General features: G+C 38.8%; 24 protein-coding genes and 4 pseudogenes. 13 read left to right on the top strand and 15 right to left on the bottom strand.

What is annotated here, in order from left to right; translation table 11 throughout:
• Both Q9R24_RS13830 and Q9R24_RS13835 read left to right on the top strand, forming a co-directional pair.
• Positions 1–249 (top strand): FeoA family protein (locus Q9R24_RS13830; protein ID WP_311204709.1); only part of this gene is annotated, 249 nt, incomplete at its 5' end.
• On the top strand, positions 239–2,068 hold the full coding sequence (locus Q9R24_RS13835; RefSeq protein ID WP_004812239.1) for a ferrous iron transporter B: 1,830 nt from the start codon (positions 239–241) through the stop codon (positions 2,066–2,068). The genes Q9R24_RS13830 and Q9R24_RS13835, both read left to right, overlap by 11 nt.
• A gap of 123 nt (positions 2,069–2,191) precedes the next feature.
• Here the strand turns inward: Q9R24_RS13835 and Q9R24_RS13840 are convergent, their stop codons facing one another.
• Both Q9R24_RS13840 and Q9R24_RS13845 read right to left on the bottom strand, forming a co-directional pair.
• Positions 2,192–2,617: a hypothetical protein gene (locus Q9R24_RS13840; RefSeq protein ID WP_004897257.1), complete on the bottom strand. Its 426-nt coding sequence runs from the start codon at positions 2,615–2,617 to the stop codon at positions 2,192–2,194.
• 96 nt (positions 2,618–2,713) lie between these two features.
• Complete coding sequence (locus tag Q9R24_RS13845) at positions 2,714–3,418, bottom strand: IS6-like element IS1008 family transposase (RefSeq protein WP_311204710.1); 705 nt, start codon at positions 3,416–3,418, stop codon at positions 2,714–2,716.
• A 216-nt stretch (positions 3,419–3,634) separates the two neighbouring features.
• Between Q9R24_RS13845 and Q9R24_RS13850 the strand changes: the two genes are divergently transcribed.
• Positions 3,635–3,964, top strand: a complete 330-nt coding sequence (locus Q9R24_RS13850) for a four-helix bundle copper-binding protein (protein ID WP_311204711.1) — start codon at positions 3,635–3,637, stop codon at positions 3,962–3,964.
• 134 nt (positions 3,965–4,098) lie between these two features.
• On the opposite strand, the gene Q9R24_RS13855 is transcribed toward Q9R24_RS13850, so the two are convergent.
• Together Q9R24_RS13855 and arsH are read right to left on the bottom strand one after the other, a co-directional pair.
• Positions 4,099–4,803 carry an IS6 family transposase gene (locus Q9R24_RS13855; protein ID WP_311204712.1) on the bottom strand — a complete coding sequence of 235 codons (705 nt, stop codon included), beginning with the start codon at positions 4,801–4,803 and terminating at the stop codon, positions 4,099–4,101.
• 243 nt (positions 4,804–5,046) lie between these two features.
• Complete coding sequence (gene arsH, locus Q9R24_RS13860) at positions 5,047–5,541, bottom strand: arsenical resistance protein ArsH (RefSeq protein ID WP_010117055.1); 495 nt, start codon at positions 5,539–5,541, stop codon at positions 5,047–5,049.
• Positions 5,542–5,550: 9 nt separating this feature from the next.
• On the opposite strand from arsH, the pseudogene Q9R24_RS13865 reads away from it, so the two are divergent.
• Positions 5,551–5,740, top strand: a pseudogene (locus tag Q9R24_RS13865) (DDE-type integrase/transposase/recombinase); the annotation flags it as partial.
• Positions 5,741–5,756: 16 nt separating this feature from the next.
• On the opposite strand, the pseudogene Q9R24_RS13870 reads toward Q9R24_RS13865, so the two are convergent.
• The 4 genes and pseudogenes from Q9R24_RS13870 to Q9R24_RS13885 form a co-directional block, all read right to left on the bottom strand.
• A pseudogene (locus Q9R24_RS13870) lies at positions 5,757–5,954 on the bottom strand (hypothetical protein); the annotation flags it as partial.
• Between the two features lie 23 nt (positions 5,955–5,977).
• Positions 5,978–6,898 (bottom strand): copper resistance protein B, encoded by a 921-nt coding sequence (locus Q9R24_RS13875; protein ID WP_004812258.1) that lies wholly within the window; start codon positions 6,896–6,898, stop codon positions 5,978–5,980.
• On the bottom strand, positions 6,885–8,798 hold the full coding sequence (locus Q9R24_RS13880) for a copper resistance system multicopper oxidase (RefSeq protein WP_076755044.1): 1,914 nt from the start codon (positions 8,796–8,798) through the stop codon (positions 6,885–6,887). Before Q9R24_RS13880 ends, Q9R24_RS13875 begins: the two co-directional genes overlap by 14 nt.
• A gap of 89 nt (positions 8,799–8,887) precedes the next feature.
• The gene (locus Q9R24_RS13885) at positions 8,888–9,184 is read right to left on the bottom strand and encodes a hypothetical protein (protein ID WP_005006338.1); all 297 of its coding nucleotides are present in this window, start codon (positions 9,182–9,184) and stop codon (positions 8,888–8,890) included.
• Between the two features lie 148 nt (positions 9,185–9,332).
• Here Q9R24_RS13885 and Q9R24_RS13890 point away from each other — a divergent pair, with 148 nt between their 5' ends.
• Entirely contained in the window at positions 9,333–10,013 is a 681-nt protein-coding gene (locus tag Q9R24_RS13890) for a heavy metal response regulator transcription factor (RefSeq protein WP_004679347.1), read from the top strand.
• A complete protein-coding gene (locus Q9R24_RS13895; RefSeq protein WP_005220172.1) occupies positions 10,006–11,406 on the top strand; it encodes a heavy metal sensor histidine kinase in 1,401 nt (466 codons plus the stop codon). Before Q9R24_RS13890 ends, Q9R24_RS13895 begins: the two co-directional genes overlap by 8 nt.
• A gap of 38 nt (positions 11,407–11,444) precedes the next feature.
• Here Q9R24_RS13895 and Q9R24_RS13900 read toward each other — a convergent pair whose 3' ends face one another.
• The 6 genes from Q9R24_RS13900 to Q9R24_RS13925 all read right to left on the bottom strand — a co-directional run bounded on the left by Q9R24_RS13900 (position 11,445) and on the right by Q9R24_RS13925 (position 17,337).
• Positions 11,445–12,728: an MgtC/SapB family protein gene (locus Q9R24_RS13900; protein WP_005220173.1), complete on the bottom strand. Its 1,284-nt coding sequence runs from the start codon at positions 12,726–12,728 to the stop codon at positions 11,445–11,447.
• On the bottom strand, positions 12,725–15,100 hold the full coding sequence (locus tag Q9R24_RS13905; protein ID WP_005220175.1) for a heavy metal translocating P-type ATPase: 2,376 nt from the start codon (positions 15,098–15,100) through the stop codon (positions 12,725–12,727). The genes Q9R24_RS13900 and Q9R24_RS13905 overlap by 4 nt, the downstream gene beginning before the upstream one ends.
• A gap of 11 nt (positions 15,101–15,111) precedes the next feature.
• Complete coding sequence (locus Q9R24_RS13910; RefSeq protein ID WP_005220176.1) at positions 15,112–15,762, bottom strand: isoprenylcysteine carboxylmethyltransferase family protein; 651 nt, start codon at positions 15,760–15,762, stop codon at positions 15,112–15,114.
• Positions 15,763–15,782: 20 nt separating this feature from the next.
• Complete coding sequence (locus Q9R24_RS13915; RefSeq protein WP_004663998.1) at positions 15,783–16,031, bottom strand: DUF2933 domain-containing protein; 249 nt, start codon at positions 16,029–16,031, stop codon at positions 15,783–15,785.
• Between the two features lie 28 nt (positions 16,032–16,059).
• Positions 16,060–16,491 (bottom strand): hypothetical protein, encoded by a 432-nt coding sequence (locus tag Q9R24_RS13920; RefSeq protein ID WP_311204713.1) that lies wholly within the window; start codon positions 16,489–16,491, stop codon positions 16,060–16,062.
• A gap of 603 nt (positions 16,492–17,094) precedes the next feature.
• A complete protein-coding gene (locus Q9R24_RS13925) occupies positions 17,095–17,337 on the bottom strand; it encodes a DUF2789 family protein (RefSeq protein WP_311204714.1) in 243 nt (80 codons plus the stop codon).
• A gap of 351 nt (positions 17,338–17,688) precedes the next feature.
• On the opposite strand from Q9R24_RS13925, the gene Q9R24_RS13930 reads away from it, so the two are divergent.
• The 5 genes from Q9R24_RS13930 (at position 17,689) to Q9R24_RS13950 (ending at position 22,585) form a co-directional block, all read left to right on the top strand.
• A complete protein-coding gene (locus tag Q9R24_RS13930; protein WP_004681441.1) occupies positions 17,689–18,069 on the top strand; it encodes a copper resistance protein CopC in 381 nt (126 codons plus the stop codon).
• A gap of 64 nt (positions 18,070–18,133) precedes the next feature.
• Positions 18,134–19,015 carry a copper resistance D family protein gene (locus Q9R24_RS13935; RefSeq protein WP_005220177.1) on the top strand — a complete coding sequence of 294 codons (882 nt, stop codon included), beginning with the start codon at positions 18,134–18,136 and terminating at the stop codon, positions 19,013–19,015.
• A 469-nt stretch (positions 19,016–19,484) separates the two neighbouring features.
• Positions 19,485–19,679 carry a heavy-metal-associated domain-containing protein gene (locus Q9R24_RS13940; RefSeq protein ID WP_004733233.1) on the top strand — a complete coding sequence of 65 codons (195 nt, stop codon included), beginning with the start codon at positions 19,485–19,487 and terminating at the stop codon, positions 19,677–19,679.
• 178 nt (positions 19,680–19,857) lie between these two features.
• Positions 19,858–22,335: a heavy metal translocating P-type ATPase gene (locus Q9R24_RS13945; protein WP_125279506.1), complete on the top strand. Its 2,478-nt coding sequence runs from the start codon at positions 19,858–19,860 to the stop codon at positions 22,333–22,335.
• A 157-nt stretch (positions 22,336–22,492) separates the two neighbouring features.
• Complete coding sequence (locus tag Q9R24_RS13950; RefSeq protein WP_151809984.1) at positions 22,493–22,585, top strand: YHYH domain-containing protein; 93 nt, start codon at positions 22,493–22,495, stop codon at positions 22,583–22,585.
• A gap of 44 nt (positions 22,586–22,629) precedes the next feature.
• On the opposite strand, the gene Q9R24_RS13955 is transcribed toward Q9R24_RS13950, so the two are convergent.
• Entirely contained in the window at positions 22,630–22,896 is a 267-nt protein-coding gene (locus Q9R24_RS13955) for a metal/formaldehyde-sensitive transcriptional repressor (protein WP_005006352.1), read from the bottom strand.
• Positions 22,897–22,976: 80 nt separating this feature from the next.
• Here Q9R24_RS13955 and dmeF point away from each other — a divergent pair.
• Positions 22,977–23,879, top strand: a pseudogene (gene dmeF / locus Q9R24_RS13960) (CDF family Co(II)/Ni(II) efflux transporter DmeF); the annotation flags it as partial.
• Between the two features lie 128 nt (positions 23,880–24,007).
• Positions 24,008–24,109 (top strand): annotated as a pseudogene (locus Q9R24_RS15005) (TetR family transcriptional regulator); the annotation flags it as partial.
• Positions 24,110–24,184: the final 75 nt, after the last annotated feature.

A 24,184-nucleotide genomic window follows, 5' to 3' on the forward strand; every position in this document is an offset into this window, starting at 1 on the left:
CAAGTTAAACAAAATCAGATCGTCAAAATTAGAGATCTCAAAAAAGGTAATCAATACAGTCATACCACTGATCCCGTATTGGAACGGCTCCAACTATTAGGTTTTAGAGAGGGTGAAACTCTACAAGTACTCGCTAAAGGTGTTTTTGGCGGAGATCCTGTTTTAGTTCAAATTGAAACTTCAAGATTCGCATTAAGAAAGAATGAAGCTGAAAGAATTTTTGTAGAGTTAGTATCCAATGAAGATTAAGAACATTGCATTAGTCGGTAATCCAAATTGCGGAAAAACCTCTTTATTTAATACGCTTACTGGTACGCGACAAAAAGTTGCCAACTATGCTGGGGTTACCGTAGAAAGAAAAGAAGGTTCTTTTAAATTACCTTCTGGTGATGCAATACGAGTATTGGACTTACCCGGAACTTACAGTTTAAAACCTAGTAGTTTAGATGAAGAAGTCACCAGGGCAGTTTGTTTGGGCGAGCTAAAAGGTGAAATTCTACCCGATATTTTTATATGCGTTGTAGATGCCACAAATTTAAGCTTACATTTGAGCTTGGTTCTCGAAGTTCGTGCTCTAAATCGCCCTATGATTCTTGTATTAAATATGATGGATGAGGTCAAAAAGCGTGGTATTTCCATTAATAAGGATAAACTGTCTCAACTGTTAGGTATCCCTGTAGTTGAAGCTGTCGCAGTTAAAACAAAAGGAATTCAAGATTTAATTAATCAATTAGATCAAAAAAATCTTTTTATTACTCCTTATCATTCTGAATTAAGTCATTTTGAACAGGTCAAACAAATCACCAAACAAGTTATTTTAAATAATGACAGTGGTGATAAAAGAACCGCATTTCTAGATAAAATTTTTCTACATCCTGTATTGGGTTTAGTAATCTTAACTTTAACCATGTTTGTGATGTTCCAGGCGGTATTTATATGGGCAACGCCTTTTATTGAATTCATTGAAAATTTTGTCGCATGGCTCAGTGATTTTATTGGACCACTAATCCAACATCCTCTATTAAAAAGCTTGGTTGTGGATGGGGTAATTGCTGGTGCAGGTAGCGTGCTTGCATATATGCCTCAGATTTTGATTTTATTCTTCTTCATTTTAATGCTTGAAGAGTCAGGCTATTTACCCCGAGCAGCATTTCTTTTAGATAAATTAATGTCTAAAGCCGGGCTTAGCGGCCGTTCATTTATTCCTCTGCTATCCAGTTTTGCTTGTGCGATTCCCGGAATTATGGCAACCAGAAGTATCAGCTCTGAACGGGACCGATTAGCAACAATTATGATTGCACCCTTGATGACCTGTTCAGCAAGATTGCCAGTATATGCTTTATTGATCGCGGCATTTATTCCGAACCAATTAATCTACGGCTGGTTAAGTCTGCAAGGATTAGTCCTTTTTGGTCTTTATATGTCGGGAATAGTCTCAGCGTTATTAGTTTCAGTGTTTCTGAAATTGGTTCGAAAAGATAAAACTGAAAGTATTTTTATTTTTGAACTTCCCACATACCGAATTCCAGATATTAGAAATATTGCATTAGGCTTATATGATAGGGCAACTATTTTCTTAAAACGAGTTGGTGGCATTATCGTCGCACTGTCTATCTTGTTATGGGTGCTAGTCACGTTCCCTCAACCACCAGATAATGCAAGCACGCCGGCCATTAACTATAGTTTAGCTGGTCAGTTAGGACATTTAATTCATCCTATATTTGCGCCTATTGGGTTTACATGGGAAATATGTATTGCACTCATTCCTGCTATGGCAGCAAGGGAAGTTGTAATTGCTGCTCTTGGGGTGATTTATGCGATGTCAGGTGATGAAGATACAGTAACTCAAAGTCTGTTAAGTCAAATTTCAGGCCCGGATGGATGGGGGTTAGCCACAGGTTTATCATTATTGGTATGGTTTATTTTTGCTCCCCATTGTCTTGCTACGTTAGCAACAATTAGACGAGAAACTGGCAGCTGGAAACAGCCCATCATTATGGCAACTTATTTGTTTGCATTAGCCTACATCTTTTCATTCATCACATATCAAGTTGCGAGTAAGTTTTAATTAGCAAATGAATAAAAGAGGGGGGGAGCTAGCTCCCCCCCCCCTTTATTAAATTACTCGATGTAAGCGTGGGCTTCTGAATACTTTTATCTAACTATAACAACTACTTAAATGTTTAAATCTCTAGGTTTTGAATAGTCGAGGTATCAGACGAATATAGATTGGTAAAAAGCATAGTTCAACGATAGTCTGAGTCAAGATTACAGCAGGAATTATGGGCATACTTCCCGGAATTGCAAAAGCTAATGGAAGAATAACAAATGAATTTCTATATGATGCTGAAAAGGACACAGCACTAGCAGAGCCAGATTCTAATCGAAAAATACGAGCAATTATCCAACCCACGAATGGAGCAATAATGGCAAAAGAAATATAAATTGGTAAAGCTTGAAGAGCTGCACTTTTTGCAAGCCCAATTTGAGGCATAACTGATGCTAGGACGATAAACAAAACTAGGGCTGTGGCAGGTACAGGAAATAAGTTTAGGCTTTCAGCCACTTTTTCTGCTTGTTCATTTCTATTCCCAATGAACTGAACTATAGCTGCCATTGCTAAGGGGGCACTGTTGCAAATAGAGATTTGAGTCGATGAAGGGCACTGTTGCAAATAGAGATTTGAGTCGATGAAGTTCCTTTTTAAAAGTGCTTAGAGACCGAAAACCCTGTTGATTAGAAACACTTCACCTTGAGGCTGACCATAATAAAATGACGATGCTTGTCCTTTACGTAGTGCACGCATGACTTCAATACCTTTGATTATGGCATAAGCCGTCTTCATAGATTTGAATCCTAATGTGGCCCTGATGATCCGCTTTAACTTACCATGATCACATTCAATGACATTATTTTTATACTTAATCTGCCTGTGCTCAATATCTACTGGACATTTTCCTTCTCGCTTTAACCGTGATAAAGCATGGCCATAGGTCGCTGCTTTATCTGTATTGATGACCCGTGGAATTTGCCATTTTTTCACCGTATTGAAGATTTTTCCTAAAAAACAATAGGCTGATTTACTGTTCCGTCTAGCGGAAAGGTAAAAGTCAATCGTATGACCACGTTGATCAACTGCACGATACAGGTAAGTCCATCGCCCCTTCACTTTGATATAAGTCTCATCCATATGCCATGAATGTAAATCTGTAGGATTACGCCAATACCAGCGTAAGCGTTTTTCCATTTCTGGAGCATAACGCTGAACCCAACGATAAATTGTGGTGTGGTCAACATTCACACCCCGTTCAGCGAGCATTTCTTGAAGTTCACGATAGCTGATGCCATATTTACAATACCAACGAACAGCCCAAAGAATGATTTCACCTTGAAAGTGCCGACCATGGAAGGGATTCATCTGCTGTATCTCGAAATAAATAAGATATTTAGCTTATCATGTCAGCCTATTTGCAACAGTGCCTGAATACATGAGCAGCTAAATCACTCAAAGCCAGCATCTAAAACCATTTAACAAAATCTATGACTATTTTACTTTCCCTTACCTAATCGTCCTAGTGTATATCTTTTTTTTTGATTAGCTTATTCCTAAATCAAGTGACTTTAGGTAAGTATGATGAACGATATCCAATTTTCAGATTGCGCAAAGGCATGTATGAGCTGTTACCTTACCTGTGCCAGTTGTGCAAATGCCTGTCTAAAAGAAGAAAATCTGGAGATGATGCGAGAATGTATTCAGCGTTGTCTAGATTGTGCAGATATTTGTCAGCTCTGTGCTCGTATGCAGCAAAAAGAATCTCCTTTTATGAAAGAAATTTGTGAGCTTTGTGCCAAGGCTTGTGAATACTGTGCAGATGAATGTAGCCAACATGAGCATCAACACTGCCAGCAATGTGCTGATGCTTGCCGTGAATGTGCCGTCGAATGTCGAAAAATGGTTGTCTGATAAATAAAAGAATTAGTTGAGTTTAGGATTTACTCAATGAATAGCCAACGTGTTAGTTGTTAGTGGGTCAAACCACTAACAACGGCACTGTTGCAAATAGGGATCTGAGTCGATGATTTTCCCTTCAAAAAAGCTTAGAGACCGAAAACTCTATTTACTAGCCAAACTTCTCCTAGAATATTACCGTTATAAAATAATGAAGCTTGTCCTTTACGTAGTGCACGCATGACTTCAATACCTTTAATTGTGGCATAAGCCGTCTTCATAGATTTGAATCCTAATGTGGCCCTGATGATCCGCTTTAGCTTGCCATGATCACATTCAATCACGTTATTTTTATACTTAATCTGCCTGTGCTCAAGGTCTGGTGGACATTTACCTTCCCGTTTTAACCGTGATAAAGCACGTCCATATGTGGGTGCTTTATCCGTGTTGATCACTTGTGGAATTTGCCACTTCTTCACATTATTTAAAATTTTTCCAAGAAAACAATATGCTGATTTGGTATTACGTCTAGAAGAAAGATAAAAATCAATGGTATCGCCACGTTGGTCAACTGCACGGTATAGATATGCCCATTTGCCATTCACTTTTACGTAAGTTTCATCCAGATGCCATAAATGTCGATCTGTAGGATTACGCCAATACCAGCGTAAACGTTTTTCCATTTCTGGAGCATAACGCTGAACCCAGCGATAAATTGTGGTGTGGTCAACATTCACTCCACGTTCAGCGAGCATTTCCTGAAGTTCACGATAGCTGATGCCATATTTACAATACCAACGAACAGCCCAAAGAATGATTTCACCTTGAAAGTGCCGACCGTGGAAGGGATTCATCTGCTGTATCTCGAAATAAATAAGATATTTAGCTTATCATGTCAGCCTATTTGCAACAGTGCCGTTTCTGGTTCAAAGCCTTCACCTTTTCCTTATTTATCTCTGACTTCTTTAATGTAAAAACCCAATCATGAAGACTGGGTTTTTACAATATTCATTGTACCTTTAACAGCACTTCATCGGTACAGCATAAAAGTGTTACTGACCTGGCAATGAGGCGCAGTATTTAATACCATCCAGCATTTATAAACTGCGCTGATTTACACGCTTGGACAACTCTTCAGCCGATTCCTTGCGTTCAGAATAACGATCAGTCAGGTATTTGCTTTGACCACGAGTCAGTAGAGTGAACTTAAATAACTCTTCCATGACATCCACAATCCGGTCATAGAAAGCTGAAGGCTTCATTCGTCCATCTTCTTCAAATTCCAAGAAAGCTTTCGGAATTGAAGACTGATTTGGAATGGTGATCATCCGCATCCACCGCCCCAAAATACGCATCTGGTTCAGGCTGTTAAATGACTGTGATCCACCACTGACTTGCATCAAGGCAAGGGTTTTACCTTGGGTAGCACGGATTGCTCCTCCTGCAAGTGGAATCCAGTCTATTTGTGATTTAAAAATGGAACTCATAGAACCATGACGTTCAGGTGAACACCAGACCATACCTTCAGACCATGCAAGAAGCTCATGCAGTTCTTTTACTTTTGGATGCTCAGTATCCGCATCTTCTGGCAAAGGAAGGCCCCACAAGTGATAGATACAGATAAAGCACACATATGGAGGTGCTTTGTCACGGTTAAAATGGGAAAGAAAATGTCCACCAGATCTTGAGCACAGGCAGGTTAAGTATAAAAATAACGTGATCGAATGTAATCATGGCAAGCTAAAGCGGATCATTAGGGCCACTTTAGGATTCAAATCGATGAAGACGGCTATGCCACATGCATCTATTCAGATGGCATTAAACACCGATGATGTACAGACGAAGTAGTAGCAGCCGATCCTACTAAAAGAATAGCAAACGATAAAAACAGCGATAAGCATGTTTTTAACCACTGCATAAAAATAGACCAAAAATTAAGCTTTTTTAGTTTTACAGATTCGAAAATAAATAGTAATAATTCATGAATAGTAGCCGAAGCTACCATTCATGAATCCAAATCATACTATTTTAAAAAACTAATTCGATGCCTGCACCATATTTCCATCCCTTTTCAGACTCTGTTGCCTCTTGCATAGAAGTGGCTTTCTGTCCTTTTTCATATTGGTAAGCAACATCAATGAAAGGTTTAATTCGCTTAGTAATCTCATATCGGGTTTTGATACCAGTTTTTAGTTCTGATAAACCTGATTTTGCAGCATAGTTAGAATCATCGCTAAATATTACATCTGCTTCGATATAAGGTTGAGTAATAAGTTTCTGAGTTAAAAGCAAATCACGTTCTAATTCAAAACTTGCTCCCCAAAAATTATTCTCACCGCCATAAAGATATGCTTGTGTTTCAAAGAAATAAGGAGCTAATCCTAATACACCAATAACACCATCAACTCGATCACTGTTGCTGCTATTTTTATCTTCGCTATATCTTACACCAGCTTGTATATCCCAAAATGGGGCTACGTTACGGCTATAAAGTGCTGATACAGCATATATTGGATCATTACTTTCTGACTTTTCCGAATTGGCTTCAATAAATAGACGATTTTCATCTGTTCCAATCAAAGTTTCAAGCTTTGTTCCTAGGTTGCCCTTACCGTCTTCATCAACCATCCATGCATTTTCAAGTCTTGTTACTTGATAAATTTGTCCGCCATGTTCTTTAAGATGATCATCGTGAGATCCGTCTGATGTCTTTCTTGCAGTCAAAATAATATTATCTCCCCCATTTGCATTTTCCATTGAATAATATTCTGGATACAATTCTTGGGGGCTATATCTTAAGCCACCAGACTCCTGTAATAAGACTCTCATACCATTTGTAATATTACTTTCTTGTTCCGAAGTGCTGCTATTAGCAAAAGTTAAGTTTGATATACTTATTAATGCAATTGATAAGACTGTTTTTGAGAAGAAATTCTTAGTGATTTGCATGTGGATTTACTCCCTTCTCATTTACTTGGGACTGAGGAACAGTCTTTGTAGAATTACCATCTTCCACTTGAGCTACAATGAGTTTATTCATCATTCCTGCACTCATATGGTAAAGCAGGTGACAATGAATAGCCCACTCACCTAACTCATCAGCTGTGAGTAGAGTGGTTATCGTTTTCCCAGGTGGAACAATTACCGTATGTTTGTTTGGCATATTGCTTGGATCCTGACCATTCTCAAGCTGCATAAACATGCCATGTAAGTGCATTGGGTGAGCCATCATACTGTCATTGACAAATTTTAAGCGAATACGTTCACCATACTTCACCACTAGTGGGTCGGCTTCATTAAATTTTTTACCATTTATTGTCCAAATATAACGCTCCATGTTTCCACCAAGACGGATCTCTATTTCACGTTCAGCTGCACGAGTGTCTTTTTGAGGATCTAACGATTGCAAATCACTATATTGCAATGCTTTATTACCTTCAGGTGTTGAAGCATTTGCCCATCCAAATACGGTATTATCATTCTTGTCTGAAGCCGCCTTAACAGTAGCGCTATTCATCGGCATATCATGATCCATACCTTTCATAGAAGACATATCATGATCCATACCTTTCATAGAAGACATATCGTGATTCATGCCTTTCATAGAAGACATATCATGATTCATATCTTTCATAGAAGACATATCATGATCCATACCTTTCATAGAAGACATATCGTGATTCATGCCTTTCATAGAAGACATATCATGATCCATACCTTTCATAGAAGACATATCGTGATTCATATCTTTCATAGATGACATATCATGATTCATTCCCATATCTTCCATAGTCAATAAAGAACGAGGACGAGGCTTAGGCATCTCAATTTGTTTGACCGCTGGGCTGCTTTCTTCATGTAATGTTCCCACTGAAAAACCGGTACGATCAATAGATTCAGCTTCAATTTGGTAATGTGCTTGTTTTGGTTCCACAATGACATCATAGGTTTCAGCAGTACCAATACGGAACTCATCTACAGGAACCGGCTTTACAGGTTGACCATCAGCACTGACTACAGTCATTTTTAGGTTTGGAATGCGTACATCAAAGAATGACATAGCGGAAGCATTAATAAAACGAAGGCGAACTTTTTCACCAGCTTTGAAGTTACCGGTCCAGTTTTGCTGAGGTGTTTTGCCATTCATTAAAAATGTATAACCAGTCACATCGGACATATCTGTTTTCAGCATTCGCATCTGATTCCACATAGAACGGTCTTGCCAAGTCGCTTTTAGCCCATCACGTTTAACTTGTTTTAATACATCGAATACTGTTTCGCGGCGGTTCTGATAGTAATCTGCTTCTTTTTTAATATTTTTCATAATTTGATCACTTGTCGAATTATGAAAATCAGAAAGCAAAACAACGTAATCTTTATCGGTTTTTTCAGCAGCTGTTAGTGGAGTTTTATCTTTAGGATAAATAACAAAAGCACCATATAAACCGTCTTGTTCTTGTCCTTTACTATGTGAATGATACCAATAAGTACCATTTTGGCGGACTTTAAACTTATATTCATAAGTTTTATTAGGGGCAATGCCATTAAATTTGTTAAATCCAGGTACACCATCCATAATTCCAGGTAATAATAAGCCATGCCAATGGATTGAAGAGTCCTGATTTTTTAACTTATTGTGAACACGGATAACGGCCTCATCACCTTCTTCAAATTCAAGAAGTGGTGCAACGAATTTACCATTTACAGTAATTCTCTCAACTGGTTTTCCTGTGATATTTACAGTTTGTTCAGCGATTGTTAAATCATATTCTTTAACTGCCGCCATTACCCAAGTTGATGAAAATAAACCAACTCCAATTAAGAGTATATGACTTAACTTTTTTGACATTCTATCTCACCTTTAGAAAGGTCAAGGTTGAAGTAATAAAGCAAATATTTAGTATAAACTTTAATACTTCTTTCTCGCTATTTATAAAATTATTTATTGCTACCAGGCATATTCATCTTTGAATGATCCATTTTAGAATGGTCCATATTCATCATAGAATGATCCATTTTTGACATGTCAGATGAGTTAGGAGACTGATGTTGACTATGATCTTGCTGAGTCTTGTCATCTTTTTCCATTTTACAAGGTTTTGTACAAGGTTCCTGTGCTTTTACCGTTTTAGTGGCACTTGAGGTTGATACATCTTTTGCCCAAGATTGAGTACCAGCAATTAAAGTTCCAGCACACATTAAAATTGTTAGACTACGACGCACTACAGTTTTCATAAGTTTCTCTAAAAGTTAATTTCTTGCTACTACACTAAAGTGAAGCACTGAACATCTAAGTGACTTGAAAATGACATTTTTGTAATCTATCTCGATCAGATGTTTTATAACGTTATTATAGTTTTAATGAATAACTTAGGATTCTGAGATGAGAATACTATTAGTTGAAGATGAACAAAAAACTGGTGATTATCTCAAGCAAGGTTTATCCGAAGCTGGCTATATTACGGACTGGGTTACAGATGGGTTAACGGGTAAACATCAAGCTCTTTCTGAAGAGTATGACTTAATTATTTTAGACGTGATGTTACCTGGACTAAATGGTTGGAATATTATCAATGATATTCGTAGCAGCGGTAAAACAATGCCCATTCTTTTTCTTACCGCCCGAGATCAAATCGAAGATCGAGTAAAAGGATTAGAGCTAGGCGCTGATGATTATTTAGTTAAGCCTTTTGCTTTTGCAGAGCTTCTAGCTCGAATAAAAACGCTCCTTAGACGAGGGCAACAAAGAGAAGATAATAATATTATTAAGATTGCTGATTTAGAACTTGATTTGAGAAAACGTCGGGTAACACGAGCAGGTCAACGCATTGATCTGACGGCTAAAGAATTTGCGCTTATGGAGCTTTTTATGCGTAGAAGAGGTGAAATTCTACCAAGAGCACTTATTGCATCTCAAATTTGGGATATGAACTTTGATAGTGATACAAATGTAGTTGAAGTCGCTATTAAACGATTAAGAAATAAAGTAGATAGTAATTTTACCCCTAAGTTAATTCAGAATATTCGAGGAATGGGGTATGTATTAGAGGTAGAAGATGAATAATAAATTATTCAAATCTATCAGTTTTCGTATTGGTATTATTTTCTCATTATCGACTATATGCATTCTCATTATGATGGGGTTTTTCATCCATAAATTAGTGATGCATCATTTTGAAACGCAAGATCGTACCCAATTAGAAGGTAAAATCCAGCTTATTCAGAATCTTCTCCAACAGCATCCTAAAAATTCTCCAGAACTTGATCTATATTTGAAAGATGCTTTAGTTGGACACCATGATCTTATGGTCCAAATAGAACGACCGGCAGGTCAGATTTTATTTAGTTCAGCATCTTCAATCATTAATACTCAACAGTTAATCAAGTCAGCAAATAACCCTTGGATTAAATGGAAAATTAAGAATAAGACCTATCGTGGCATGATCTACAACATGGATATAAACAAAAATACTGAAATACAATCTGTACGCATTATTGTGGGGATCGATACATCTGAACATCTACATTTTTTAAATGATTTTAAGCGTCAACTTTTTTACATTGGTTTAGCCGGTACGATTTGTTTAATGTTTTTAGGCTGGTTTGCAACCTGGAGAGGTTTAAGACCCGTGCAAAAAATGGCTAAGGTCGCAGAAGGCATTTCTGCCCAACATCTTTCAGAACGTTTAGAAGTTGAGCACACACCAACAGAACTAAAATCATTAGCAATTGCCTTCAATGATATGCTCGACAGACTAGAATCAGCTTTAGAAAGGCTTTCCGATTTTTCATCTGATTTAGCGCATGAAATTAGAACACCGATTAATAACTTAATGACTCAAACTCAAGTATGTCTTGCCCGTAAACGAGATACCAGTACCTATCAAGAAGTACTATTTTCTAATTTAGAAGAATTAGAACGTTTGGCTCGAATGGTATCCGATATGCTTTTCTTGGCAAAAGCAGAACATGGCCTAAAATTACAGAACTTACAGAATATTGACCTGGTTAAAGAAGTTACAGCCTTATTTGATTTCTATGATGCGCTAGCTGCCGAAAAAAATATGACGCTTCAACAAACAGGATCTGGAAATGTCAAAGGTGATCCTGCTATGTTACGTCGAGCACTCAGCAATCTATTATCTAATGCAGTTAAATATGGAAATAAGAATTCTACAATACGCATAAAACTTCAACAGAATTTAGATAACACAATATTTTCAATTGAAAATGAAGGCCCTGAAATCTCTCCTGAACAACTATCCAGGTTATTTGATCGATTTTATCGAACAGATGCATCTAGACAAAGAACAGAAGAAGGAACCGGCTTAGGGCTCGCGATAACAAAATCTATTCTTGATATGCTTGGGGCGACCATCCAGGCTGAATCCCTCAATGGTCGAATCATTTTTACCATTGTTTTTCAAAGTGAATCCATGCAAGGGGAATCATTTTAACTCATTTTTTGAACATCTTCCATTTACCCGAGTTGACCTTACATAAAGCTCAAACTGAGAGCCAGAGCTACGCCAGCACCTATCATGGCAATTGTGTAGCCAAATATGATAGCTCGGCCAAACTGTGCCCCCCCTGTCATCCATGCAATTGTCGCTTTGCTTAACATGTTGCTCAGTGTGGCCAGCCCTAGCGCGACAGCAGCCACATTTGTTGTTAAGCCTTCAGTACTATGCAGGCGGGCAAGTGAGACTAAAATAGCATCTACGTCTGCTAGCCCAGAAATAGTCGATAATACGAAGATGCCGCTGGTGCCCAACCATTGTTTTGCTGCCGGGACCAAGACTGCCATGACAGCCAGGAAAGCAGCGAAGCTGAATGCTGTCCCAAGATCAAAAGGAGCCATTGCTTCTATTGTTCGATCGTTGTTTTCAGCGCTGGTAATTTGGCGTTGTCTCCACAATGCCATACCCAGCAGAAGGATTCCCGCAATCATCATTGCACCACCAAAAGTGCTTAGCAATGCTGGCTCAATGACGCCTATCAGCACAACCATACGAAAAAACATGATGCCACAGGCAGCCAATGTTCCAGAAATAGCAGCACTGACCATGACGGGGTGCTGGCGTGTATAGCGTGCCAGTGCGACAGTTGCAGCTGTAGAAGATGCCAAACCACCCAATAGACCTGTCCAGAGTATGCCTCTTTCTGAACCGGTGAGCCGCATGGCAAAATGACCTGCCAGAGAGAGTCCGGCAATCAGGATCACTGCCCACCATAACTGGTAAGGATTTAATGCAGCAAAAGGTCCCATACCCGTATTGGGTAAGTAAGGTAATATAACGACAGAAAGTACCAGTAACTGCAGGGATGCGGTTAATTCACGATGTTCGATCAAGCGTAACCAACCATGTAAGGTTGGCTTGAGATCCAAAAATACAGCCACGATGACAGCCGCTGTTAATGCTAAAGTAACATTACCATGGGATGCATATGCACCTAGAACTAATGTCAACAGCATCGCGATCGTCGTGGTAGCGCTTAGATTACCGGAAAGTCTTGCGGTACGCGCGTAGGATACCGTAAGTAAAAGGGAAAGCCCTAATACGGCTGCGACTAGTGGCCAAGGCCCAAAGTTTGGCTGTAAATGACCGAGCACTCCTCCGAGTAATCCTGTCAATGTGAAGGTACGTAGGCCTGCTACTCGGCTGCCTTCTGGCAGTTCACGATCATTCCATCCTCGTTCTAAACCAATGAGCAGGCCGATGGCAAGTGCTGCAATCAGGCCTGATACATCTGGTGGAAGAAAAAGACTCTCTATCATAGCTTTTTATGTCGCAGGCGAAGGGCATTGGTGATGACTGAAGCTGAACTCAAACTCATAGCCAAGGCCGCAATCATGGGTGACAACAACCAACCGGTAAATGGGTAGAGTACGCCAGCTGCTATTGGGATACCCAAGGCATTATAAAGGAAAGCAAACATGAGGTTCTGTTTCATGTTGCCAACAGTAGCTTCCGAAAGTGAACGGGCAACCGCGATACCGCGTAAATCTCCCTTGACCAAGGTAACTTGAGCACTATTCATTGCGACATCAGTTCCGGTCCCCATAGCGATACCGACATCAGCCTTGGCTAGTGCTGGTGCATCATTGATTCCATCGCCGGCCATTGCCACGATGCGACCTTGCTTCTGCAATTTGCTGACAAGTTCGAGTTTATCTGCGGGTTTAACTTCACCATGTACCTCATCAATACCCAGACGTGATGCGACTGAACGGGCAGTGGTGAGACCATCTCCTGTTGCCATCACGATACGTAGTCCAGCTTCCTTCAGGGTGGCAAGTGCTTCAGGGGTACTTTTTTTGATGGGATCGGATACTGCAAGCAGGCCGGCCAATTCACCATTGATGGCTAGATGCATCACACTTGCACCTTCTGAACGCAGCTCTTCGGCTTGCGGAATCAGAGATTGTACCGAGATACCTAATTGCTCCATCAGTGCTGTGTTGCCCAAAGCTAACTGACGATCGCCCACTTGACCTCGAACACCAATCCCTGAGCCTGATTCAAAATTATCTGGTGTTTCAAGAGGCAGGCCACGTTCGTGTGCTGCGTTTACAATCGCTTCGGCTAGCGGGTGTTCACTGCCTTGATCAAGACTGGCGGCTAAACGTAATACTTCAGATTCATCGAAACCTGATGCGGCAACCACACGATCGAATACAGGGCGTCCTTCAGTTAACGTACCTGTTTTATCGATGATTAGTGTGTCAATCTTGCGTAGATTCTCAATGGCTGCTGCATCGCGGAACAACACACCATGAGTAGCACCTTGACCCGTTGCAACCATGATAGACATTGGAGTTGCCAAGCCTAGTGCACAAGGACAGGCAATAATGAGTACTGCCACAGCATTGATTAATGCATAAACCCAGCTCGACTCTTCTGGGCCGAACAGTCCCCATCCAAAGAAGGTAAGCAAGGCAATGGCTACTACAGCCATGACAAACCAACCTGCAACCTGATCAGCCATGCGTTGCATTGGTGCTCTCGATCGTTGAGCTTGCGCCACCATCTGTACGATCTGGGATAACATGGTACTTGAACCAATTTTCTCTGAACGCATGATTAGGGAACCATTGGTATTCAGGGTAGCACCAATGACTTTATCACCGATGCGTTTAGTGATCGGTAAAGGTTCACCTGTCAGCATCGATTCATCCACTGAACTACTTCCTTCAGTGATTACACCATCCACAGGCACTTTTTCACCTGGGCGAATTCTGAGTAAATCTCCTACATGGACATGCGTTAGAGGAACATCTTCTTCAGTTCCATCAGGCAGGATTCGGCGAGCTGTTTTAGGAGCGAGCCCAAGGAGTGACTTAATTGCAGCAGAAGTTTGCGAACGTGCTTTTAATTCCAGTATTTGCCCCAGTAGGGTCAAAGAAATGATGACCGCTGAAGCTTCAAAGTAAACAGCGACACGACCCATGGAGATAAATGAGTCTGGAAAGATTTGTGGTGCAATGGTCGCAACCACACTGTAAATAAAAGCAGCCCCTGTACCTAGACCGATCAGGGTCCACATGTTTGGGCTGCGATTCACAACCGATTGCCAACCACGGGAAAAAAATGGCCAACCTGCCCACAGTACAATCGGGAGTGACAACACCAGTTCAATCCAGCTCTGAACTGCCATGTCGAACAGGTTCATTTGATGACCAAACATCGCCAAAAAAGTCACGATGATGGTCAATGGCAGTGTCCACCAGAAGCGTCGGCGGAAATCACGTAACTCCGGATTCTCATCTTCCTCTAATTCAGGAATGAGTGGCTCCAGTGTCATTCCGCATTTAGGACAGTTTCCAGGATGATCTTGTTTAATTTCTGGATGCATTGGGCACGTATAGATGATCGTGCCTGTTGTGCTTGTCTCATTAACGGATTGAGTAGTCTGATGATGCTGTGTATGTGCATCGGCAGTCGTCGTTGCGGGTTTAGCGATATATTGCACCGGGCTGCTATGAAACTTTGATTGACATTTATCACTGCAAAAAAAGTAAGTTTTCCCCTTAAATTCCTCATGGTATTTCGATTCTTCAGTGACGGTCATACCACAGACTGGGTCTTTCAGTACGTCTGTTGTAGCCTGTGCCATATGGTCCTGGTTATGATTTTTTTGATCTGACATAAATAATTCTCTTATGGTAAAGTGGTTTTATGGCCGAATTTTGGAATAAATCTCGGAGTCTGTTGAGCATAGCTGTCATAGACAGCGCCAAACTGTTTACTCATTTCAGCCTCTTCCTTAATTGCCAAGCGGCTGTACATTAAGAGTAAGATTGGAAACATAATCAGTGTCAGTAAAGTTGGCCATTGCAATAAAAACCCCAGCAAGATCAAGATAAAAGCCACGTATTGGGGGTGACGTATGCGCGCATAGGGTTCGGTTACTGCCAATTGGTGATGACGTTGTGCGTTGTACAGCACGTGCCATGACGTTGATAACAGGTAAAATCCATAGCCCAAGAAAACGTAACTGGCGATATGCAAAATGCCAAAATGTGGATCACCTTTTTCACCTAATAGCGTTGACCACAAGTGACCTGCATTATGAGAAAGTAAGTCAAGTTGAGGGAAGCGAGTTTGAAGCCAACCAGATAACAGGTAAATGGTTAAAGGAAAACCATACATTTCGACAAATAGAGCAATGATAAAAGCCGAAAAGGCCCCAAATGTACGCCAATCGCGCGCAGTGGAAGGTCTAAAAAAACTGAAAGCGAACATGATAAAAACTGCTGAGTTAATGATAACCAGCGTCCATAAACCATAGGCCGATTCCGCATGATTCATGATGGATCTCCTGATAAGAGCTATTTTTTGTTATCAGATATATCGGATTTTTTTTGCTGCGAGTGGTTATGCCCATGACCACCATGCATAAAAATATGCATGAGTGGGCATGCTAAAAGGAGTAAAAAGGGTAAAACACCAACGACATGGGCCAAATGCTCGGTTAAGAGAAAATAGGCTGCCACACCACCAATCACGAATAGGCCGATGGCATAACGTGTAGACCAAAAGTTAGGTACTGAATTATGTTCTTGAGGTTGATGGTTCATGGTGCTTCCCTCTCTAATTCATGGGTAATTATTTAGTTGTGGAGGGAGGCATACAGTCCATCATCATCTGCATCATGGATTGCATCATGTCCATACGTTTTTCCATTATCTGCTGACGGTCAGCCATATTTGCATTCATGCTTTGGCTGCCCATCTGTTTCATCATACTCATACCTCCTTGCATGAGTTTCATGTGCTCAGCCATAAGTTTCTGACGTTCTTGTGGGGTTTTTGCAGCCATCATCTTCTCATGCATGGCTTGCATCGCCTTCATGTGTTGATCCATTGCAGCCATTTTATCTGTAGCAGTGGTGCTGGTAACTGTTTGCTTAATTGTTACTGCAGATGGTGCTGTTTTTTCAGGGTGGTGATCTTTGTGTTCATCGGATTGCTGTGCAAATGTATTCAATGACGCGGCTGCGATACATAAGCCCAAAAAAATGTTTTTGAATTTCATCATAATTTTTTCCTTTAAATAATTTGGAAGTAAAAGCTATGTTTTAGTACTGAACAGAGTCTAGGAATTTGACTACTAAACTGATGAAATTTTTGGTTATTCTCTGTCTCTCTTAAAAATTTTAGCACTATTAATTAATTATTTTTAAAAATGACAAAAATGTAATTTTGAGATCTTCTCGAAATATATAGTCTATGCTGAGATGACAAAAATTTTATTTAATATTAATCTTTTAAAACTATTAAAGTTGTTATGATTTTATGTGCTTAAAAAAATAAAAATGAAATGATTAGATGACTCCAAGGCTAGTTAGAGACACATTCTTAATGTAATTTACACTGTTATTCCTTTAAAGAAAAAATACAGTTGATCAAAATAGTTTTTTATAGAAAAAAGGGTGGATAATTTAATTATTAAACTTATTGGTATATTTATTAGATAGAAGGTAAAGAAGATTATTTTTAATATTAGGGTTTATAATCCAAATTTCAGAGTAAGGAATCTACTACTTATATAATAGAGATTCCATCTCCAAAACAGTACTACTGTATGAATGAGTTGTATTCAATGCAGGGAAGAATGTAGATCCTTAATACTAACGGAAAATTATTTTACTGAATTTTCATGTAAAGACTCATTTAATTGATCAATCACTGTCGTCCATTCACCATCAGAGTGTAGTTTTTCTTCTAAAAAATGACGTTGAGCATCAGTCCAAAAAATTGCTTGTGTTAAAAAAACATCTCCAGATAGCTGATGGCTCTCTATGAATTTTGCAATTGCTTCTTCAGTAGAAGCTAAACCAAGCTGTTCAAATAATTTGGTCATTCTTGGACGTGTTTGAGTCATGTGCTTAGCCCATAAATTTATATTAGATCAAATTAAACATAACATGTTTATATTTAAACTAAAATATAAAAAATTAAATAGCTACTATTTTCTTAGACAAAATGATTACTACATTTCATAAATCAACCACCTACATAATTTGTTTGTTAAATGATCATTATTTTTCAATAAGATTATTTTAATAGTTAAAGATTTTAAATTTTAAAAATGACAAAAATGTAATTTTGAAGTCATCGCTCTGTTTCTGTCTCTCACTAATAATTGAAATATAAGAGGAGATGATGTGGTCTCATTAAATATAGATTTTATAAAGTCATCTCTAATGAACTAACGAATCAAGAGGAAACGTAAATGAAATTATTTCAAAATAAAATGACTGCTCTACGTAATGTTGTAGTAGCTGCAACGATGATTGTGGCTACTACAACTACGTTCGCTCATGTGAGTTTAGTGAGTGCGATTCCTGCGGAAAATGCATCTATCCTTAGTCAACCAAAGAACTTGACCCTTAACTTTGGTGCAGAGGTTATGTTGATGAATATTAAGTTACTGGATGCTCAGCGAAGAGATGTTCCTTTAAAATATAAAGTTACTCATGACTTAAAGAAATCCTTTGATGTCGCTCTTCCGAAACTGAAAAAAGGTAAATATACCGTTGTCTGGACAACAATGGGGAAAGATGGTCACAACATGAATGGTGAATATAGTTTCACTATCAAATCAACTAAATAAGAATTGATTACCTTTCAACATGTCAGTGAGGTGCTGGCATGTTGTTCTAGAATGGACAAAAATAATGATTTCTGAATATTGGATGTGGGCCACTTGGTTAACTAAGGTTATTTTATATTTAAGTGTAGCTTTTGTCGTTGGTGGAGCCTTTTGCTATTTTTTACTTAGACAATATCTTGAACTAAAAGAATCGATTCTTAAATATATTACAATTGGCGCTGGATTAGGCCTAATTTCCAGTACCTTGGGATTTTTTATTCTGATTGGTAGTTTTGCCAATACTGGTATTACAGGGATGGTGGACCCCACGTATATTAATATATTGGTTAATACTCCGACGGGGTATATATACGTTCTTCGTTCTATTAGTTTTGCTCTTTTACTTCTTCTCATGGTGGTTAAAGTTAACAGGAACAAAGGTCAGTTTTCTATAATTGAAAGTTCAATATTTTGTATTTTACTTATCCCGATTATTTTTAGTTTTTCCCAGCTCGGACATGTCGCTAATTTAACCTTACTTGCTCAAATTTTATTATCAATCCATATTCTAGTTATGTCGTTATGGATGGGGTCTTTATATCCGTTATGGAAAACCAGCCGGGAAATAAGTGGTTTACCTTTAAAAGATCGCATGCATGTATTTGGACGTATTGCTGCTTTCATTGTTGGGATATTAATCGCCTGTGGCGCTAGTGTAGCTCTTCTTTTAATTAAAGATTTTAATACCTTAATCAATACTGCATATGGCTATGGTTTCATGGTTAAAATGTTTTTTGTTATAAGTATTCTACTTTTAGCTGCCTTCAACAAATGGTATTTCACCCCGCGTCTTCAACATCCTAAATTCGCTAAACACCTTAGTCATGCCATTTTATTTGAGATGTTATTAGGTCTATCAATTCTATTAACAACAGGCTATATAACCACTGTCGTGGGTATTGAATAAGAGAATTTCAAAATAAGGGAATTGAGGAAATTTAACATTACTGCATTTATCTTTTGTAGCTGAGCAATAAAGTTTCTACTGGACTGTCAACTTACGACAATCAGAACAGTAAAATCGCATCATGAGGCATTATACATAAAGGTAGTCACCGGTTTTTAGCTTATCTTCAACCCATAACGGTCTCATCTATTCAGTTCACTACCATTGATTGAAATAACTAATCTTATAAATTTCAGAGTGATCGTAGATGACAAAAATGTCATTTTAAAGTCACATTAATGTTGGTTAAGTACTTTTACTGTAGTCATTAGAACACTCTTCTTTGGAATACTCTGAAGAAAACTGTAAGGTTGTAAACAGACCAAGTTACAGCGAGTAACTGATTCAGAAAAAGGCTGGTTGTATGGTGAAAGTTTAGAGTTACTGTTCTAATGTTTTAAACAAATGTTTTGTTAAAAAGGAGCAACATATGAAATTTCACATCGCTAATATGACTTGTGGTGGTTGTGCACGCGGCATTACTACCGCAATTAAAGAGCTCGACTCGAATGCTTCACTCGATATTGATTTACAAAACCGTATCGTTGAAATCAACACAACAGTGAGTCAGGATAAAGTCATTGCCACTCTCAGTGAGCGTGGATTTACAGCTGATCCTGCTTAATCTCTGTTAGAGTAACAGTGGGAATTCCTTACCACTTTTACTCTCTCTTATTTTCCTCATCGTACAGATAAAATCTGTACTTGCTTGCAATAAAAGTAGCCCCTGAATTCCCCATAATCTTGGTTCGAGCTGATCTTCGCATATAGAACTCAGCATATCTAAATGATAGAGATCGTATATGAGTACCGAAATGACTGATACGCCACACTACAGTGAAACATTAGAGATTGAGGGGATGACATGTGCTTCTTGTGTAGGCCGTGTGGAAAAAGCCTTAAAATCTCTTAAGGGTGTTGAATCGGCTCATGTAAATCTGGCTACCGAAAAAGCAGTCATTTATTCGCATCGTCCCCTTGATCGTTCTAGTTTAATTAAAGTTGTAGAAAAGGCTGGCTACGAAGTGGAAGCGCTGCAACCAATAGAGCTTACGATTGAGGGTATGTCATGTGCTTCTTGTGTAGGTCGAGTAGAAAAAGCCTTAAAATCTGTTGAGGGTGTGGAATCAGCACATGTAAATCTGGCTACTGAAAAAGCGACTATTCAGGCAAGCTCATCTGTCACTCGTGACTCGTTAATTCAGGCTGTCACCAAAGCAGGGTTTGAAGCAAAGTCAGTTCATCAAACTACGGAAAGCTTTCAAGATAAAAAAAATATTGAATTAGAAAAACTTAAAAAAGATTTAATTTTGTCAGTCTTATTGACTCTACCCGTTTTTATTTTAGAAATGGGATCACACCTGATTCCCGCCTTTCATACGTTTATGATGGATAACATTGGCCAACAAAATAGCTGGTTAATGCAATTTTTCTTGACCACAGTAGCATTAATTTTTCCAGGCCGACGCTTCTTCAAAAAGGGCATCCCAAGTTTATTCCGCTTAGCACCAGACATGAATTCCTTGGTGGCTGTAGGAACATTGGCTGCTTATCTTTATTCAGTGGTTGCTACTTTCTTTCCAAGTGTCCTGCCACAAGGCACGGTCAATGTTTATTATGAAGCTGCAGCGGTTATTATCACTTTAATTCTATTAGGTAGATTTTTTGAAGCCAAGGCAAAAGGCCGAACGTCTTTAGCAATTCAACATCTAGTTGGAATGCAGCCTAAAGTTGCCAGAATACAGCTCAATAATCAGGTGATAGAAGTTCCGATTGCCGAAGTTCAAACAGGAACGATTGTAGAGATTAGACCAGGTGAGCGTATCCCTGTCGATGGTGAAGTTATTCACGGCCAAAGTTTTATTGATGAATCCATGATTACTGGCGAGCCTATGCCCGTTGAAAAAACGATAGGCTCTACTGTGGTAGGAGGAACAATTAACCAAAGTGGCAGCTTAAATATCAAAGCCACCTCTGTTGGTAGTTCATCAGTGCTTTCTCAAATCATCCGAATGGTTGAACAGGCACAGGGTTCCAAGCTGCCTATTCAGGCATTGGTTGATAAAATTACCATGTGGTTTGTACCTGTAGTAATGGGTCTCTCTCTTTTAACTTTTCTTACGTGGTTTATCTTCGGCCCTGAACCAGCCCTAACTTTTAGTTTAGTGAACGCGGTTGCTGTACTCATTATTGCATGTCCTTGTGCGATGGGACTTGCAACGCCTACATCAATCATGGTGGGAACTGGGCGGGGTGCTGAAATGGGGGTTTTATTTCGTAAAGGTGAAGCTTTACAGCTGCTCAAAGAAACTAAAGTGGTTGCAGTTGATAAAACAGGGACTCTGACTGAAGGGAAACCAATTTTAACCGATCTGCATGTCTTAGAAGGTTTTGAATACAATACCGTACTTTCACTGATGGCAGCCGTTGAATCAAAGTCTGAGCACCCTATTGCTCGAGCAATTGTACAAGCCGCTATAGATAAGGAATTAATCCTGTCTCCTGTTGCTGATTTTAAATCAGTGACCGGCTACGGAATAGAAGCGAAGGTTTCTGAGCATTTGGTTCATATTGGTGCAGATCGATATATGGAAAAACTAGGTTTGAATCCTACTGTTTTTTCTCAATTTTCGGATCGTTTGGGAGAAGAAGGAAAAACCCCTCTCTATGTTGCGATTGACCAGAAACTTGCTGCCATTATTGCTGTAGCAGATCCAATTAAAGAATCAACATTTGCTGCAATTGAAGCGTTACATCAGTTAGGTTTAAAGGTTGCCATGATTACAGGTGATAACCGTCATACAGCTCAAGCGATTGCAAAAAAACTAGGTATTGATGAGGTTATTGCAGAAGTCTTACCAGAAGGTAAAATAGAGGCCGTTAAAAAATTAAAAAATCAATATGGTAAACTCGCATATGTTGGAGATGGCATTAATGATGCCCCTGCACTTGCAGAAGCAGATATTGGTTTAGCAATAGGTACAGGTACAGACGTAGCTATTGAAGCTGCTGATGTGGTTTTGATGTCTGGCAACCTGAAAGGAGTGCCAAATGCTATCGCTTTAAGCAAAGCGACTATAACCAATATTCGTGAAAATTTATTTTGGGCATTTGTTTACAATGCAGCTCTGATTCCTATTGCAGCAGGTGTACTTTATCCGCAATTTGGACTGCTACTTTCTCCTGTATTTGCTGCTGGTGCAATGGCTCTCTCGTCAATATTTGTACTAGGAAATGCTTTACGATTAAAACGTTTTAAAGCCCCCCTTGCAATTATTTAACCATTTTTTATATACATTTAAAGTTTTGTTGGCTTTACTTTATATATTTGGAAATAGTCTAAGCCATGTTGGCTTTTATTAAATATCATACAGTTGATATTCTAATTATTTGAGAGGGATTAAGATGAAAAGAATTTTATTAATATGCTTTATAGGCATGTCATTTACCTATGCGAATGCTCATTCTGGGGGAACGAACTCACAGGGTTGTCATACCAACAGTAAAACTGGTGATTACCACTGTCATTAATAGGTGCGCACACAGTTTTTTATTTAAAAGACTGTGCTTTAAAGTTATAAGTAGCGTTTAACTAAAGCTAAAAATTCATTTAGTTCTTTTTCCTTTATTTTCTCAGTATCACCGAGTACATGTTCTCTAAGATGAAGTTCTATTAACTCATTCATTAAGCCATTTATCGCACCTTTAATTGCTGCAACTTGCTGTAATACCTCAATACAAGAATTTTCAGAATTTAAAATATTCTGTTCAAGGGCATTAGTTTGACCTTGAATTCGTCTAATCCGATTTAAAATTTTTTTGTTCTGATTTAAGTGAGACATACTATTCAACCTCAAGAACATATACTATGAGGGAGTATTAATTGTGGTGCAATAAAATGTAATATCTAAATAATGTTAAAAGTGACCATTCGCATCAATTTGACGAAGGAAATCCTTTAGCACAAAAGAAAATTTTAATCGCAACCATCCTCACTGGTGTAATGATGGTGTTTGAAATTTTTGGAGGATGGTTCTTTAATTCCATGGCTTTATTGGCTGATGGATGGCATATGAGTTCTCATATGTTGGCATTGGGCTTAGCTTATTTTGCCTATAAAATGGCTCGAAAATATGCTCGTGATCAGAGATTCTGTTTCGGTACATGGAAGATAGAAATCTTAGCTGGATATTCGAGTGCCATTTTATTGATGGTTGTTGCTGTATTCATGGGTGTTCAATCGATAGAACGTTTATTCAATCCTGTGAATATTCACTACAACGAGGCAATTTCAATTGCGATTGTTGGCTTGATCGTTAATTTTATTTGTGCCTGGTTACTACGTGAAAATGGTCACCACCACCATCATCATCACTCTCATGATGACCATGACTTAAACCAGAAAGCCGCTTTTCTTCATGTAGTAGCAGATGCAGTAACTTCTGTATTAGCGATTATTGCACTTTTCGCAGGGAAGTATTTTGGATGGGATTTTTTAGATGCAATTCTAGGGATCGTAGGTGCAGTGCTTGTAGCACAATGGTCTTGGGGATTGATTAGAGAAACAGGTAAAACATTGCTTGATGCAGAGATGGAACATCCTGTAGTAAAGGAGATTCAGGAAGTTGTAGAGGAATTAGATAACCAAATTACGATTACTGATCTGCATGTCTGGAAAGTAGGTAGAAGTAAATTTTCATGTATTTTATCCCTAAATACAGTTAATGACTCCTTAACAGCAGAGGTAGTTCGTAAAGCTTTGTCAATTCATGAAGAGATTGTTCATATTTCTGTTGAAATTAACAAGAATTTCCATGTTGTTTAAATTAATATTTATTCCTTTTAAACTTTATCAGTCTATTTATGTAAATCTTAGATTAGAATTTGTTTGTTGTAGAGCGTCGGGGCGCCTCGGCAATTCTGCGTGTTGAAATAGAAAGGAAAATTCATTACTTTAAAGCGCAAAGCGTGTTGCAGATGCAGCTCTTATTCCGAGGAATTTTACACTGGTATCGCCCGCCGATAGAAACACCAGATCCGGCAGTCAGGACGTAAATAACCATTCCTCCAGTTTAAATAAAAAAACCTGCAGATTCGATGCAGGTTTTTTTTAGAGATAATCAATCGCGT

Source organism: Acinetobacter sp. RRD8 (assembly GCF_031844225.1).
Lineage (GTDB): Bacteria > Pseudomonadota > Gammaproteobacteria > Pseudomonadales > Moraxellaceae > Acinetobacter.